Genomic DNA, 14,656 nt, shown 5'->3' on the forward strand with positions numbered 1-14,656 from the left:
TTTAATATAAGAGAAACCCCATACGACAAACGTCGTGTGGGGTTTTTTCGTTTACAGCGCCAAAACGTCAATCCCAAGCTCCGACTCGTAGGGCGCCGTTAGGCCGCAGGCCGTAATGCGCCGCTGAGTGCAAAGCGCCCATATAACCGATATTGAACATATCGGTTGTAGTTATCCATTTACTTGCGCCTGTCTCGTACCTCGACGCGTCTGCGTAAATGCATAACCGCAACCTATTATATTTTTTCACATCCCCAATCGTAGGGCGCCGTTAGGCCGAAGGCCGTAATGCGCCGTGGGTGCGAAGCATCCATGATTGAACCAAATTGCGTGGTGTAACATGAGGGCTACGCCCTCGGCTGTAGGGCGCTGTTAGGCCGAAGGCCGTAATGCGCCGCGGGTGCGAAGCGCCCATATAACCGATATTGAACATATCGGTTGTGGTTATCCATTTACTTGCGCCTGTCTCGTACCTCGACGCGTCAGCGTAAATAAATAACCGCAACCTATTATATTTTTTCACATCACCAATCGTAGGGCGCTGTTAGGCCGAAGGCCGTAATGCGCCGTGAGTGCAAAGCGCCCATATAACCGATATTGAACATATCGGTTGTAGTTATCCATTTACTTGCGCCTGTCTCGTACCTCGTCATGTTCTACCACACCCCTTTGGGTTTATACAAAGCTTCACCCTCGCTTCGCAAACTTTGACTTATTTTTTACTGCAACTCCTTTGGGGGTTATACTTTTTACAAGTAAGCAGGCAAGGAGTAAGTTAATGAATGAAGGTGATGTGGTTCGGTATCTGACGAATAAGCCAGAAGCGTTTCTTGATTATCCGTTTGGCCCTGAGCCGAAAGTGTTCAAGATTTATAATAAAGTCTTCGCCTTGGTTTTTGCAATGAAAGGCAAGTTGTTTGTGAATTTGAAGTGCGATCCAGAAGAAGCGATTCAGCTAAGGGATATTTTTCCTGAAGTCACTTCTGGTTATCACATGAATAAAAAGCATTGGAACTCTATTCATCTTGACGGGGCTTTACCTGCAGGTGAAATTGAGCGAATGATCGACAACTCTTACTCTCTTGTTTTTGCTTCTTTGAAAAAAACAGAGAGGCAAGCTATGGAACTGAAGTTCACACAACAAGAGCTTCATGGAAGGCATGGTACTGACAATTAACACTTTTTGATTTTTTGGTGCATTTAACCCCAAAACTATTTCAATAAAATATTGAATTGTCCATTGACCCCATGATAGAAAGCGGACTACAATCAGTTTCGTTTAAAAGAGTTGGCTATATTTATGTCCAGAGTTGCGAATTGTACGTCAGTATGTTCGATCCTGTTAAGTCATAAGTAATACCGAGTTTTTTTAGCATTATATTGTTGGTGTTTTTGCTAGCAATTAAATTAACTTAATCTACAGGATAAACAGACATGTCTGACGTAGTTACTGGTACAGTAAAATTCTTCAACGAAACTAAAGGTTTCGGTTTCATCACTCAGGATCAAGGTCCTGACGTTTTTGTTCACTTCTCTGCAATCAATACTTCTGGTTTCAAAACTTTGGCTGAAGGCCAAAAAGTTGAATTCCAAGTAGCTCAAGGTAAAAAAGGCCCTGAAGCTCAAAACGTTACTCCTCTTTAATTAGAAGGTAACTCGCTGAGTTGAACTCAGCTTTGTATCGATTAAAAAGCGACTTTCAAAGTCGCTTTTTTTGTTTTTATATTAGATATGAACGTACATTTGCAGTCATTACATTCTTGGAGGCTATCGTGGCATCAAAATCTTTACAAGAGCAGCTACTAGGTGCAGGTCTTGTTGATAAGAAAAAGGCAAATAAACTTAAAGCAGAAAAGCTTCAGCATAAGCAAAAAGTTAAAAAAGGTAAGATTAGTGCTGATGATGGCGCTGCAAGGAAGGCCGAGCTACAGAAGCAAAAAGACGAGAAAATAGCGAAAGATCGAGCCTTGAACTTAGAACGTGAACAACTTGCCAAGCAAAAAGCCATTCAGGGCCAAATTAGGCAAATGATTGAGCAAAATAGAGTTAAAAAAGAAGACGGTGATATTGCCTATCATTTTACAGATAATAAAAAGGTTAAGCAGTTATATATAAGCCAAACTATGCACGATGAACTTACTCGTGGCAGATTGGCGATCGTAAAGCTTGAAGAGCAATATGAGTTGGTGGCCGAACCCGTTGCTGCCAAGATAAAAGAGCGCGATGAGTCTTATATTCTTGTCTGTAATATTAGGCAAGATGATGTAGAAGATGAAGATGACCCATATGCTGACTTTAAGATTCCAGATGATTTAATGTGGTAAATCGCTTCCCTATTTCTGATACCTTTAGATGTGAAAATGGACGCTAGTCACGTTTGTTTTCACAGTCTTATTCCTATTTTTCTGTTACAAACCTGATTTTTTGTTTTGTCCAGCCTAAAAATACTCCAGTAACTTCATTTTTCGACAGATTATTGTCATATCTTAATGTGATCTATTACACATTATTTACCAATTTTTATCTAAATCATTGATTTTATTGTATTTTAAATTTTTTGATTTGCATATTTCAAGTTTTATTCCTCTTTATTTGTCACTTGTCAAAAATAAAGAACTGATTTGGATAAGACTATGCAAGTAAGCTTCACCTTGTTGTCATATTTGCAGAAATGTTTAGATTATTTGTTGTTGCTTGCACGAAACGAGCATAAATAATGAAAATACTAAACTGTATCTATTTAAGGGAAACGAGAATGAAAAAATCTATAATTGCTCTGGCGGTATCTGGTGCGGCGCTAGCTTCTGTTTCAGCTTCTGCTGCTGAAGTAAATGCGGATATCTACGGTAATATTCAATATTCATACGTTGAAGGTGGAAATGGTTCAGAATTCACAGACAACGGCTCTACTTTTGGTATTAAAGGCGATACTAAAATCAATGAAGACCTAACGGCTTTCTTCAAATATGAGTTAGAAGCTGACGCAGACGAAAAGAACAGTGATGTTAGTGTTGGTGTTGACCAGGCTTATGTTGGCCTTAAAGGTAACTTTGGTAAAGTCCAGCTTGGCACGTTTGATAGCATCTACAACAACGCTATCCAAGACGATGTAGATCAGTTCGAGTTCCTTGGCTTTGAAAGTGCGTCTACAACAGAAGAAGGCGACACTATTGCTTACTTCTCACCAAGTTTAAATGGTTTTGAAATTCAGCTTTCTGCACAATCAAAAGGTGATGCAGACAAAGCTAACTCTGACGGAATCTCATACGGTACAGCAGTAACTTCTGTAATCAAATATACTCTGAATGATCTTACTGTAGCGGTTGGTTACGACTCAAATGATAATACAGCAGATGAAAACCAAACAACGGGTCTATCTGTTGCTTACGCTGTTCAACCTAACTTAAACGTAACGCTTAAATACGAAACTGAGTCAGATACTCAAGACATTTATGGTCTTTCTGGTCGTTATGGTTATGGTGCTGGTGACCTTTACGCATCTTACCAAACTGTTGATCCAGAAGCTGCCGCTTCTGAAGATTACGATGAGTACGGTGTAGGTATCACTTACGATCTTGCTTCTAACATCTACGTTTATGGTGAATTTGGCCAATTCGGTTCTGATGAAGACTCTCAATCAGCTGTTGGTGTTTACTACGGTTTCTAAGATCGGTTAGCGATTTTATTTACTCTAGAGCTTCTTAATTTAAGAAGCTCTATGTTAAGTAGGATCATTCAAGGTTCCACTCTTTACCTCTCGTAGATAGCTGGAACATTCCTTGGCATCAGGTGGCAGCACCTGGTGCTTTTTTTATGCTTGTAAAAAATAACCGATATTTAACTCAGTTTCTTGATTGTGCTTTTGCCATAGGGGTAGACTAATCTTTCTTCTTTGAAAGGTAGGCTTCTCATGCTCAATATGGACTTTCATAAAACCATCATGATAAACACGCATTCACTCGATTGGTCAGCCAGCCCAATGGTTGGAGTGTATCGAAAGCCCTTGGCTCGTGAAGAAGTAGAACGTGGCCATGCTACCAGTATTGTACGGTATGAAGCTGGCTCAGTTTTTAGGTCTCATCCGCACCCTTTGGGTGAGGAGATTCTCGTGTTAGAAGGCACTTTTTCTGATGAGTACGGAGACTTTCCGGCAGGTAGTTATTTTCGTAATCCACCTGGCACAAGCCATGCGCCCCACAGCCGTAATGGGTGTTTATTGTTGGTTAAACTGCATCAATTCCAAGTAGACGACCTTCATCAGAGTCATTCTCCTTGTGCTGATTTATGGTTGCCTGGGAAAACAGAATATCGTCACCTCCACCAACTGAACTCAGAAAATGTTTGGTTAATTAGAACGAACACGCAAGACCAATTAGATTTTGAAAGTATTCTTTCAGGCTTTAAAAGCGTTGAGCTATTTGTCATAAAAGGGGCGTTACAATATTCAGGTTATCAGTTAACAGCTGGTTGTTGGTTACGTGAGCCTAGCTTTCAAAGTGATTTGTTATCAACCTTAGACTCCAGCCTAGTATGGTTAAAAGCGGGTCATTTTTAAGAATATGAGAGGAAAAATGGGTAGTAACGAGAAGTCTTGTATTGTTGCGGAGCAACCAAGAGTATATTTACCTATAGAGGGCAGTGAGCAAGTTCTTCCTGTTGGCAGAGTGTTTTGCGTTGGCCGAAACTATGCAGCCCATGCTCGCGAGATGGGCGATGACCCAGATAGAGATCCTCCTTTCTTCTTTGCGAAAGACGCTTCTTGTGTTTTGCCAGTTGGGTTTTCTACGCCAGTTAATTTGCCGTACCCAATGGCAACGGAGCAGTTTGAATACGAAGTGGAGTTAGTGGTGGCGATTGGCCAAGGGGGGATCAACCTATCATTAGCGCAAGCCAAAGACAGTATTCTGGCTTATGCCGTAGGCTTAGATATGACTCGAAGAGACCTACAAGCCCAGGCTAAAAAGAAGGGCCGACCTTGGGAGGTCGGGAAGTCCTTCGATCAATCAGCACCAATGAGCCCACTTATATTGGCTAGTCAGGTTGAATATGACTCTCTAGCCGAGCGAGAAATCCGCCTAAGCGTAAACGGCGAGATAAAACAGCAAAGTTATTTGTCCCATTTAACTTGGTCTATTGAAGAAGTGATCAGCAGATTATCACAAACCTTTGAGTTAAGACCTGGTGACTTAATTATGACTGGCACACCAGAAAATGTTGGGCCAATTGTGGTGGGTGATACTATGTTAGCCAGTGTTGAAGGCTTGGGTGACATACAGCTAAATGTTATTGGTTAAATGTATCGAAGGCCGCTTGAAGGGCATCTGTTTGTGGGTGTCCCTTCAAAGCCATCATGTGTATGGCCGTTTCTGCGGTGCAAAGCCCTCCTTCAACTTGGTTGCGGCGTTTTGAATACTGGGAGTGGGCGTCACGAATTTGATAGCGCTGGAATTTGTGTAAATAGGGTGTGCGGTTAAAAATTTTTTTAGCTTGTTGCCAAGTCGCGTCGATAATAATGACATGCTTAGCCAGTTTAGCCTGGATTTTTTGGTGTTCAGGAGAGGTTTCGTTATCCAAATAAATGAGCACAGTGTCCTCTGCTGGAAGGTTGGCGAGTGTGCTATTAGGCTGAGTTCTGGACCATTCAATAATGTCACAATTCTTGGCAAGTTGAGCTTTAACTAACTTACCTGTGCCAGACGCTTTCTTTCGTTCCTCTGAGTGGGTCAGTAACCATATTTTCATTGTGCTCTCTTGCTCATCTGCCTATCTACATGATGCCAAAGCAGCATCATATAGATACACAGCATGAAAGCAAGCAAGGGCTAGTCTTTGCTAACGGCACCAATTTTATGAATGGTTAAGTCAGCGCCATTGAACTCTTCCTCTTGCGTTAGACGAAGACCAGACATTTGTTTAACCATGCCATAGACTAAGAAGCCGCTGATCAGTGCAATGCTTATACCCAGTGCTGAACCAATAAGCTGGGACATGAAGCTAACCCCACCAAGTCCGCCTAAATTGCTCTGACCAAAGATACCAGCCGCAAGTCCGCCCCAAACACCACATAAGCCGTGCAGGGGCCAAACGCCTAATACATCGTCTAGTTGTTGCCACTTCTGTTGGATCATAGCGAAGAACCACGTAAACAGAGCTCCCGCCACTAGGCCAGTTGCTAGAGCGCCAATCGGGTGCATAACATCTGAGCCTGCACACACGGCCACCAAGCCCGCTAGCGGACCGTTATGGATAAAGCCTGGGTCATTTCTACCAAATAGCATAGCGGTAAAAATACCACCCACCATGGCCATTAACGAGTTTACGGCAACCAAACCGCTTATGCCGTCTAAGGTTTGGGCAGACATGACATTAAAGCCGAACCAGCCAATACATAGAATCCAAGCGCCAAGGGCAAGAAATGGGATGTTAGATGGAGCAAAGGCCACGAGTTTGCCATTTCTAAAACGCCCAGTTCTAGTGCCTAATAGTAATGTCGCAGCTAGAGCAACCCAGCCGCCAAAACCGTGCACAACAATGGAGCCTGCGAAATCATGAAAAGGTGCACCAAAATTGCTTTCTAACCAAGTTTGAAAACCATAGTTGCCATTCCAAATTAACCCTTCAAGAAACGGGTAAGCTACCCCAACAATGACTGCGGCACTAATGAGCATAGGGTAGAAACGAGCTCGTTCGGCAACCCCACCAGATATGATGGCAGGAATAGCCGCAGCAAAGGTCATTAAAAAGAAGAACTTAACTAGATCATACCCATTGTGTTGTGCGAGCGTTTCGGCACTAGCGAAAAAGTTAACGCCATACGCGATTTGGTAGCCAACAAAGAAATACACCAATGCTGAGATAGCAAAATCTGTCATGATTTTAACCAGTGCATTAACTTGGTTTTTACTTCGTACAGTTCCAACTTCTAAGAAGGCAAAGCCAGCATGCATGGCGAAGACCATGATGGCCCCCAAAAGAATAAAAAAAGTGTTTGAGCTGGAGATGAGGGTTTCTACAGCGCTGTTAACTTCGTTCACAAGAATCTCCTGTTGTGTGCACTATGGGTGCGATTTGTTTTTATTTGCACTCAATTGGTTCAAAAAAATAGTCATATTGAAATCTGGCTTGAGTTGGAGGGAGTTAAAGCAAGATGTGTTCCATGTTTGCTTTGAAATGGTGCTTATTTTGTTTAAGTTATTTGATTTGCACACATATGATGCCTTTTTCGAAATGTTGATATAAAAATCAAGAAATAAGGAATTAATTTGTAAAAGTTGGTTTCTAACGTCTTTATATTTTAATTTCTTCGTCTTATTATCAAAGTGCTAGTTTCAATTGGATGATTTCTAGCGCATCGATATGGCGAAAGGCTTAAGACTTTCTGCTTAAATTGTAGTTTGCCCATATTGGGGTAATTAAATAAGAATTGAGGTTTGTATGTCAGGTCAGTTAGTTTCAGGTACTGTTAAATGGTTCAATGATGAAAAAGGTTTTGGTTTCATTGAGCAAGAAAGCGGTTCAGATGTATTTGTTCATTTCCGTGCTATCAATGGTACCGGTCGTCGTACTCTTTTAGAGGGTCAAAAAGTGTCATTTGAAGTGACTCAAGGTCAAAAAGGTCCTCAAGCTGAGAACGTGACGATCGTAGAATAAGCTTCTGCCTGATGTGACTTTAAAAGCCATGATCTTTATCATGGCTTTTTTATGTCTAAAAGATAAAGATCGGAGAAGTCATTGTATCCTACCTTATATTCCTTTCGTCGTTGTCCTTATGCTATTCGCGCACGTTATACATTAGCCCTATTGAATTTCCCTGTTGTTCTTAGGGAAATAGTGTTAAAAAATAAGCCCCAGGCGTTATTGGATCTTGGTGGTCGATCAAGCGTCCCTCAACTTATCACTTGCGAGGGAAGGCGTTATCCAGAAAGCTTGGATATTATTTTTTACGCCTTGCAGGCTAGTGAGAGTGAGCTTGTTCAGAGGATTTGGCCAAAGAACCAACCTGACCAAGTAAAAATATTAACTTGGATACGGTATAACGATGGCAAATTTAAACATTGGCTAGACCGCTATAAATATGCAGATCGTTACCCTGAGTTTAATCAAGAGTATTACCGTACTAAAGCCGAAATATTTTTGCAGCGTTTAAACCAGAGATTAAGCCATTCGGCCTTCTTGTGTGGAGAGAATATGAGCTTAGCTGACATTGGAGTATTTCCCTTCATTCGACAGCTCTCTATGGTAGACATTAAGTGGTTTGAAGCCAGCCCTTATGAGCATTTGAATCGTTGGTTAAAAGGCTTCACCGAGCAAGCATTATTCACAGATGTGGTGATGGAGAAATTCATCCCTTGGCTGGAAGACTCTGCTCCTATCGTGTTCCCAAGAGAAAAAAATAGCCTCTGTAACGGTTAGGTTAAGAGGCTATTTAAGGTATATAGTTTGTTTTAATCGATTAAACCAAAAGACACCCAATACCAAAAACTTGGGTCGGCATCATTTGGCAAAGTAATACGATTAAATTGTCCTTGTTCATTTAGGTATTCAGAATCAGGGAAGTTCGTTGCCAACACCCCTAAATTAACTTGGGCAAGCTCGTTTTGTTCAAGGTCTTGGTAAGACTGTACACTGATAGCTAGAGCTCTTTCCATTGAATTTGAGCTTGGGTAATGCTGAATCACCTCTTGGCTACGACGTAGAGCAGACAAAGGAGCTTGGCGTTTTAAATAATAAAAAGCCACGTTTACTTCATGTTCTGCAATGATCTCACGTAAATATTGCATACGCGCTTTTGCGTCAGGTGCGTACTGGCTATTTGGAAAGCGGGCTAATAGATCGGCAAGTTCATTAAAAGCCTTCGTAAACTCTTTCGAATCACGATCACTAGGGTCAACCGATAAATAACGGGTTAGTAAGCTTTGGGTGCCACTGTAAGTAGCGATGGCACGCATGTAATAAACATAATCCAAGGCGTCATGGTCGGTATGGTTCTTAATAAACCGATCAGCACTGGCATGTGAGGCAATGTAATCACCCGCTTCGTATTGCGCATAAATTAAATCTAGCTCAGCTCGAGTACTGAATTCGCCAAAAGGGTAACGAGAGTCTAAGTCTTTGAGATGTTTAATGGCGGTTGAAGGCAGCCCATCGTCCAACGCTTTTTGCGCTTCTTCATAATATTCGCGTTCAGGTAGGTCTGGTTCATGAACAGGTTTACTGGAACAGGCAACAACAAGAAAAGAAAAACCGACGATTCCTGAGAATCTAAGCAACGAGTGATGAAATCCCATGTATAATAAAAACCCTGATATGGTAGTAGATTAGCCAAAATTGGCATTCTGTAGCGTTATATTACGAATATTGATGCAGAACAAGACGCTACACGTTTATTTCACATTCAACTTCTTATCATTACATTAAGAAGTTAAAAAAGACAAAGATAAGTACATTGTATGGCAGAGCGCATAGTAAAAGAAGCCCAAGTCCCATTTGATTTGGGTGGTAACCGGTTCGATCAGATAGCAACAGAGCTATTTCATGATTATTCACGGTCAAAAGTGAAAGAATGGATAAAGGGCGGGGAACTCACCGTTGACGGTAAAGTTACCAAACCGAAAGAAAAATTATTTGGTGGTGAACTGATCGCCCTAGATGTTCAGATTGAAGATCAAGAAATTCACGAAGCACAAGATATGCCGATTGACGTGGTCTATGAAGACGACGACATCATGGTAGTTAACAAGCCCGCTGGTTTAGTAGTTCACCCCGCAGCGGGAAATCGTGATGGCACATTGATGAACGCTATCTTGCACCATGCACCTGAAACTGCTCATATTCCAAGAGCAGGCATAGTGCATCGATTGGATAAAGAAACCACGGGCTTAATGGTAGTTGCTAAAACTCTAGCGGCACAAACGGACCTGGTTGCACAACTGCAAGAGCGAAGCATGGGGCGTGAGTATGAAGCCATTACAATTGGTCTAATGACTGGCGGCGGCATAGTCGATGAGCCTATTGGCAGACACCCTCATAACCGTCAAAAACAAGCTGTAGAGCCAGTTAATGGTAAAGATGCGGTAACTCACTACCGATTAGTTACACGCTATAAAAACCATACCCACATCCGCCTGAAACTTGAAACAGGGCGTACACACCAGATTCGCGTGCACATGGCACATATTCAATATCCACTGGTAGGTGACCCACAATATGCAGGGCGTTTGAAAATGCCTAAAGCTTGCTCAGAACCATTGCAAGAAGAGCTACGAGGCTTTAGACGACAAGCTCTACATGCAAAACGTCTAGAACTATCCCACCCCATCACTGGCGAATGGATGGAATGGGAAATAGATCTTCCCGAAGACATGCAAAAGCTACTGCAAGCTCTAAAACAAGACATGCTAGAGTCCGGCAGCAACGACTCTGAGTATTTCTAACCACGCTAATACAAACACACGCAGCCACAGTCTCCTGCGGCTGCACCTTCCTCTACCTAATGATAAAACATCATAAAAAGTAGGGGGCCGTTAGGCCGAAGGCTGTAATGCACCGCTGGGAGCGTAGTTCCCATAAAGTAAGCAAATACGCCATCTCCCATCACTCGGCGCTTCTTAACATGGCTGTCTTGTTAAAAGCGATAAAATTTCACAAAAAAGTAGGGGGCCGTTAGGCCGAAGGCCGTAATGCACCGCTGGGAACGCAGTTCCCATAAAGTAAACAAATACGCCATCTCCCATCATTTGGCACTTCTTAACATGGCTGTCTTGTTAAAAGCGATAAAACGTCACAAAAAAGTAGGGGGCCGTTAGGCCGAAGGCCGTAATGCACCGTTGGGAACGCAGTTCCCATAAAGTAACCAAATACGCCATCTCCCATCATTTGGGCCCTCTAAGCATGGCTGTCTTGTTAAAAGCGATAAAACGTCACAAAAAAAGTAGGGAGCCGTTAGGCCGAAGGCCGTAATGCACCGTTGGGAACGCAGTTCCCATAAAGTAAACAAATAGGCCATCTCCCATCATTTGGCACTTCTTAACATGGCTGTCTTGTTAAAAGCGATAAAACGTCACACAAAAAGTAGGGGGCCGTTAGGCCGAAGGCCGTAATGCACCGTTGGGAACGCAGTTCCCATAAAGTAACCAAATACGCCATCCCCATTATTGGGGCCTTTTAAGCATGGCTGTCTTGATAAAAACGATAAAACTTCACAAAAAAGTAGGGGGCTGTTAGGCCGAAGGCCGTAATGCACCGTTGGGAAGGCAGTTCCCATAAAGTAAACAAATAGGCCATCCCCCACGATTTGGTCCTTCTAAATATGCCATCTTTACCAGAAGGCTATGGCGTAGAACTTCAACTCAAGGAGTTAGCGATGTGAATGTTGTTATCGTTTTACTGCTTTTTTGTTTGGCAAGTCGGTAATGGTTCCTGCGCCCAGCTCTGCGGCGAGCCCAACACTTTCATGTAAGCTTGGGTGGGCATGAATGGTTAAGGCAATGTCTTCAAGTGTGGAACCAAACTCAATAGCCAGAGTCAATTCTCCTAATAACTCGCCAGCGTGGGAACCTACAATACCGGCACCCAAAACGCGCTCTGTTGCTTCATCATAAATGAGTTTGGTTTTGCCTTGTGTTACTCCAGAAGCTATGGCTCGACCACTGGCACTCCATGGAAAAACAGCGGTTTTTACAGGGATTTTTTGCTTCTTTGCTTCAGTTTCTGTTAACCCAACCCACGCCACTTCTGGGAAGGTGTAAGCAATGGAAGGAATGGCCATAGGTTGAAAGGCGACATTATGTCCAGCGATGACTTCCGCGGCTATGTGGCCTTCGTGAGCTGCTTTATGGGCAAGCATGGGACCGTGAGTAACGTCACCAATCGCAAAAATATTCGATACTGATGTTTTGCACTGATCGTTTGTCAAAATAAAACCTCTTTCATCTATTTTGACGCCAATGTCTGGAATACCGGCGTTGCGACCATTTGGAGAACGGCCTACGGCAACTAATACTGAATCAACTGCAAGGTTCCGTTCACTGTCTTTGTCTTTCAACGTGATATTTAATGCTTCTGGAGTGGCTTGAATATTAGTGACTTGGGTTTGTGTCAAAAACGTCATGCGATCTTTATTAGCTTGTTCGAAAACACGTACAAGGTCTTTATCTGCACCAGTCATAATCTGATCGCCCAATTCCGCCACAGTAATTTTTGCTCCTAGTGACTGGTACACGGTTGCCATCTCTAAACCAATGATGCCACCACCAAGAATTAACAAATGTTCTGGAATGCGCTCAAGTTGCAGCGCACTGGTAGCATCAAGAATGCGTGGGTCATCGTAAGGAGCAAAAGGTAATTTAATGGCACGTGAGCCAACGGCGATAATGGCTTTTTTAAATGTGAGCTTTTTAACGTCATTGTCTTTTGTGACGGTTAGAGAAGTCGTTGACTCAAAGTGCCCTTCACCTTGTAGCACATCCACCTTGCGGCCTTTTGCCATGAGAGCAAGGTTACTGGTTAAGGTGTCTACTGTAGATTGTCGGTGATGACGAATAGCGTCTAGGTCAATGGTTGGCTTGGCATATTGAACCCCATGGCTAGGCTCGTCTGCCATGCGTATTTTGCCTGCTACATGCAATAGCGCTTTAGAGGGGATGCAACCAACGTTCAAGCAAACCCCACCAATAGTGGGGTGGCGCTCGACCATGGCGACTTTTAAGCCCAAATCTGCCGCTCGAAAAGCAGCAGCATAGCCACCTGGCCCACTTCCCAATACCAAAAGGTCGTATGTCATTCTAAATTCTCCTGTGAAGTATTTTGAATCTATCTATCACTTGATAGGTGAAATATAACTTGTAGTTAAAAGTGAAGTCAATAAAATACCTACCACTAGGTAGATGGTGGTGTAAGTAGAGAACTGATAACGATATGAAAGATGCAAAGGTAGATACTAAATCTAAAATTATGGATGTCGCCGAGGAGTTTATTTCTCAAGGGGGTTATGGTGCTTTTAGTTTTCGAGATATAGCTGAAAAAGTCGGTATAAAGAGTGCCAGTGTGCACTATCACTACCCCACCAAAGGCGACTTAGTGGCTGCTGTAATGGCTCGATATACCCATGAATTTTCCCAGATGCTACCGAACCCTTGTGATGCAACGCTTAGTACTAAGGACCTGATAAATGGGTTTATTGATGGCTTCAAAGCCAAAGTGGTAGATCAAATGAACATGAGTCTATGTACTATGCTGACATCTGATAAAGCTTCTTTACCAGATGCAGTAAGCCAGGAGTTGGCCATTTTTTATAAGTTAAAACTAGATTGGCTGAAGCAAGTCTTTATGCGTTTGGAGCAGTCCGGTGAAGAAAAAGCTTTAACTAAAGCAAGCCAACTTCTTGCTTGCTTACATGGCGCTTCTATATTGGTTCAAGGTGCAGATGACCCTGCTTTTTTTGATCGAGCTTTGTCGCATTGGCGTACGGCGTATAATTAACTTTTAGAGGGGGGGCTTTGTTTTTTTACTAGTGTGAGCGACGCTTGAGCAAAGTAGACAAAGGTCCCATCACACACTATTGGTCTTTCTGATTAAGGCAACATCTGGTTGATTGCCCTGATAAAACGTATTCACTACATATGTATCAATGGTTTACTGGCAAGTATGAGGTTTGTGTTCTTGAATATGATGTACCAGCACATATTCTATAGCTAATTGAAGATGCACTGACTTATGATTTGAAACCAGCTTTCGGTAAGCAAGGAGGAAACAACAAATAAGGCTGCTTTTAATAGAGTGCTTACCAAGGCCGCTCGTTGAATAGTAAAAAAAACGCAAAAAAGCTGTAGCTATGGCGCTTAAGTTGCTAATGTCACTCATTATTTTCTATCTCTAATCTAGCTTTAAAGAAGGTCTATTATGACAAGTGCAAAGCGCTTTTTAGCGCCTGATTGGCCTGCTCCTTCGCATATTAAAGCGTATGTTTCGACTCGCTTAGATGGGGTGAGTGAAGGAGAGTTTGACTCTCTTAACCTTGGCGGTCACGTGGGGGATGACCCAGTTCATGTGGCTCAAAATCGCCGTTTATTTGCTCAGTCCATTGCTATGCCAGACTCCCTTGTTTGGTTGAATCAGGTGCATGGCACTGTGGTAAAAAACTTACCTTCATCTTGTAATGACGTGACTTCAGATGCCGCCTATACTGCCTCCAAGCAACAAGTATGTGCAGTGCTTACCGCAGATTGTCTGCCGGTGTTTTTTTGTAATCTAGAAGGAACACAAGTGGCGGTTGCTCATGCTGGTTGGCGTGGGCTGTGTGAAGGGGTGTTAGAACGCACTCTTGAAGAGTTTACAGGGCAAGAAGTTATGGCTTGGCTTGGTCCTGCTATCGGCCCAGATGCCTTCGAAGTGGGCCCTGAGGTCCGTGAAGCCTTTGTTGAGAAAGACCCAGATGCAGGGCAAGCCTTTACGCAAAAAAATAATGGAAAGTGGCTTGGTAACTTGTATTTATTGGCTAAGCAGCGTCTCACAAAGGCAGGTGTCGCTAAGGTTTATGGCGGAAAATTCTGTACCTATCAAGATGAAGAGCGCTTCTACTCCTACCGCCGTGATGGCAAAACTGGCCGAATGGCATCGGTCATTTGGATCGAATAATTTCTTAATTTATTGATGGGTG

Annotated in this window: 15 protein-coding genes; 11 read left to right on the top strand and 4 right to left on the bottom strand. The window is 42.8% G+C overall.

Annotated features, from left to right (window positions below):
* Window positions 1-778 precede the first annotated feature (778 nt).
* The 6 genes from ACYVGZ_RS03990 to ACYVGZ_RS04015 all read left to right on the top strand — a co-directional run bounded on the left by ACYVGZ_RS03990 (window position 779) and on the right by ACYVGZ_RS04015 (window position 5,294).
* Entirely contained in the window at window positions 779-1,177 is a 399-nt protein-coding gene (locus ACYVGZ_RS03990; protein WP_460751552.1) for an MmcQ/YjbR family DNA-binding protein, read from the top strand.
* Between the two features lie 257 nt (window positions 1,178-1,434).
* Window positions 1,435-1,644, top strand: a complete 210-nt coding sequence (locus tag ACYVGZ_RS03995) for a cold-shock protein (RefSeq protein WP_012071288.1) — start codon at window positions 1,435-1,437, stop codon at window positions 1,642-1,644.
* A gap of 20 nt (window positions 1,645-1,664) precedes the next feature.
* Window positions 1,665-2,324, top strand: a complete 660-nt coding sequence (locus ACYVGZ_RS04000; RefSeq protein WP_460751556.1) for a DUF2058 domain-containing protein — start codon at window positions 1,665-1,667, stop codon at window positions 2,322-2,324.
* A gap of 431 nt (window positions 2,325-2,755) precedes the next feature.
* Window positions 2,756-3,667 (top strand): porin, encoded by a 912-nt coding sequence (locus ACYVGZ_RS04005; protein ID WP_460751559.1) that lies wholly within the window; start codon window positions 2,756-2,758, stop codon window positions 3,665-3,667.
* A gap of 243 nt (window positions 3,668-3,910) precedes the next feature.
* Window positions 3,911-4,555: a cupin domain-containing protein gene (locus ACYVGZ_RS04010; RefSeq protein WP_460751562.1), complete on the top strand. Its 645-nt coding sequence runs from the start codon at window positions 3,911-3,913 to the stop codon at window positions 4,553-4,555.
* Between the two features lie 16 nt (window positions 4,556-4,571).
* Window positions 4,572-5,294 carry a fumarylacetoacetate hydrolase family protein gene (locus ACYVGZ_RS04015; RefSeq protein WP_460751565.1) on the top strand — a complete coding sequence of 241 codons (723 nt, stop codon included), beginning with the start codon at window positions 4,572-4,574 and terminating at the stop codon, window positions 5,292-5,294.
* Here the strand turns inward: ACYVGZ_RS04015 and ACYVGZ_RS04020 are convergent.
* Window positions 5,284-5,742, bottom strand: a complete 459-nt coding sequence (locus tag ACYVGZ_RS04020) for a DTW domain-containing protein (RefSeq protein ID WP_460751568.1) — start codon at window positions 5,740-5,742, stop codon at window positions 5,284-5,286. The two genes, ACYVGZ_RS04015 and ACYVGZ_RS04020, sit on opposite strands and share 11 nt — an antisense overlap.
* An 80-nt stretch (window positions 5,743-5,822) precedes the next feature.
* Complete coding sequence (locus ACYVGZ_RS04025) at window positions 5,823-7,034, bottom strand: ammonium transporter (protein ID WP_460751571.1); 1,212 nt, start codon at window positions 7,032-7,034, stop codon at window positions 5,823-5,825.
* A 400-nt stretch (window positions 7,035-7,434) separates the two neighbouring features.
* Between ACYVGZ_RS04025 and ACYVGZ_RS04030 the strand changes: the two genes are divergently transcribed.
* Window positions 7,435-7,650 (top strand): cold-shock protein, encoded by a 216-nt coding sequence (locus ACYVGZ_RS04030; RefSeq protein ID WP_460751574.1) that lies wholly within the window; start codon window positions 7,435-7,437, stop codon window positions 7,648-7,650.
* Between the two features lie 81 nt (window positions 7,651-7,731).
* Entirely contained in the window at window positions 7,732-8,412 is a 681-nt protein-coding gene (locus tag ACYVGZ_RS04035; RefSeq protein ID WP_460751577.1) for a glutathione S-transferase, read from the top strand.
* 32 nt (window positions 8,413-8,444) lie between these two features.
* On the opposite strand, the gene ACYVGZ_RS04040 is transcribed toward ACYVGZ_RS04035, so the two are convergent.
* Window positions 8,445-9,287 carry an outer membrane protein assembly factor BamD gene (locus ACYVGZ_RS04040; RefSeq protein WP_460751580.1) on the bottom strand — a complete coding sequence of 281 codons (843 nt, stop codon included), beginning with the start codon at window positions 9,285-9,287 and terminating at the stop codon, window positions 8,445-8,447.
* A 162-nt stretch (window positions 9,288-9,449) separates the two neighbouring features.
* Between ACYVGZ_RS04040 and rluD the strand changes: the two genes are divergently transcribed.
* The gene (rluD, locus tag ACYVGZ_RS04045) at window positions 9,450-10,433 is read left to right on the top strand and encodes a 23S rRNA pseudouridine(1911/1915/1917) synthase RluD (RefSeq protein WP_460751582.1); all 984 of its coding nucleotides are present in this window, start codon (window positions 9,450-9,452) and stop codon (window positions 10,431-10,433) included.
* Window positions 10,434-11,374: 941 nt separating this feature from the next.
* Here rluD and lpdA read toward each other — a convergent pair.
* The gene (lpdA, locus tag ACYVGZ_RS04050; RefSeq protein WP_460751585.1) at window positions 11,375-12,781 is read right to left on the bottom strand and encodes a dihydrolipoyl dehydrogenase; all 1,407 of its coding nucleotides are present in this window, start codon (window positions 12,779-12,781) and stop codon (window positions 11,375-11,377) included.
* A gap of 134 nt (window positions 12,782-12,915) precedes the next feature.
* Between lpdA and ACYVGZ_RS04055 the strand changes: the two genes are divergently transcribed.
* Window positions 12,916-13,479 carry a TetR/AcrR family transcriptional regulator gene (locus ACYVGZ_RS04055; RefSeq protein WP_460751588.1) on the top strand — a complete coding sequence of 188 codons (564 nt, stop codon included), beginning with the start codon at window positions 12,916-12,918 and terminating at the stop codon, window positions 13,477-13,479.
* A 420-nt stretch (window positions 13,480-13,899) separates the two neighbouring features.
* On the top strand, window positions 13,900-14,634 hold the full coding sequence (gene pgeF, locus ACYVGZ_RS04060) for a peptidoglycan editing factor PgeF (protein WP_460751590.1): 735 nt from the start codon (window positions 13,900-13,902) through the stop codon (window positions 14,632-14,634).
* Window positions 14,635-14,656: the final 22 nt, after the last annotated feature.

This window comes from Marinomonas epiphytica (genome assembly GCF_054780655.1).

What these genes read in the sequence shown, in the direction of transcription:
- rluD (WP_460751582.1), top strand. Translation starts at nt 9,450, where the DNA reads ATGGCAGAGCGCATAGTAAAAGAAGCCCAAGTCCCATTTGATTTGGGT.
- ACYVGZ_RS04005 (WP_460751559.1), top strand. Translation starts at nt 2,756, where the DNA reads ATGAAAAAATCTATAATTGCTCTGGCGGTATCTGGTGCGGCGCTAGCT.
- ACYVGZ_RS04030 (WP_460751574.1), top strand. Translation starts at nt 7,435, where the DNA reads ATGTCAGGTCAGTTAGTTTCAGGTACTGTTAAATGGTTCAATGATGAA.
- ACYVGZ_RS04010 (WP_460751562.1), top strand. Translation starts at nt 3,911, where the DNA reads ATGCTCAATATGGACTTTCATAAAACCATCATGATAAACACGCATTCA.
- lpdA (WP_460751585.1), bottom strand. Translation starts at nt 12,781, where the DNA reads ATGACATACGACCTTTTGGTATTGGGAAGTGGGCCAGGTGGCTATGCT.
- ACYVGZ_RS04015 (WP_460751565.1), top strand. Translation starts at nt 4,572, where the DNA reads ATGGGTAGTAACGAGAAGTCTTGTATTGTTGCGGAGCAACCAAGAGTA.
- ACYVGZ_RS03995 (WP_012071288.1), top strand. Translation starts at nt 1,435, where the DNA reads ATGTCTGACGTAGTTACTGGTACAGTAAAATTCTTCAACGAAACTAAA.
- ACYVGZ_RS04040 (WP_460751580.1), bottom strand. Translation starts at nt 9,287, where the DNA reads ATGGGATTTCATCACTCGTTGCTTAGATTCTCAGGAATCGTCGGTTTT.
- ACYVGZ_RS03990 (WP_460751552.1), top strand. Translation starts at nt 779, where the DNA reads ATGAATGAAGGTGATGTGGTTCGGTATCTGACGAATAAGCCAGAAGCG.
- pgeF (WP_460751590.1), top strand. Translation starts at nt 13,900, where the DNA reads ATGACAAGTGCAAAGCGCTTTTTAGCGCCTGATTGGCCTGCTCCTTCG.
- ACYVGZ_RS04055 (WP_460751588.1), top strand. Translation starts at nt 12,916, where the DNA reads ATGAAAGATGCAAAGGTAGATACTAAATCTAAAATTATGGATGTCGCC.
- ACYVGZ_RS04020 (WP_460751568.1), bottom strand. Translation starts at nt 5,742, where the DNA reads ATGAAAATATGGTTACTGACCCACTCAGAGGAACGAAAGAAAGCGTCT.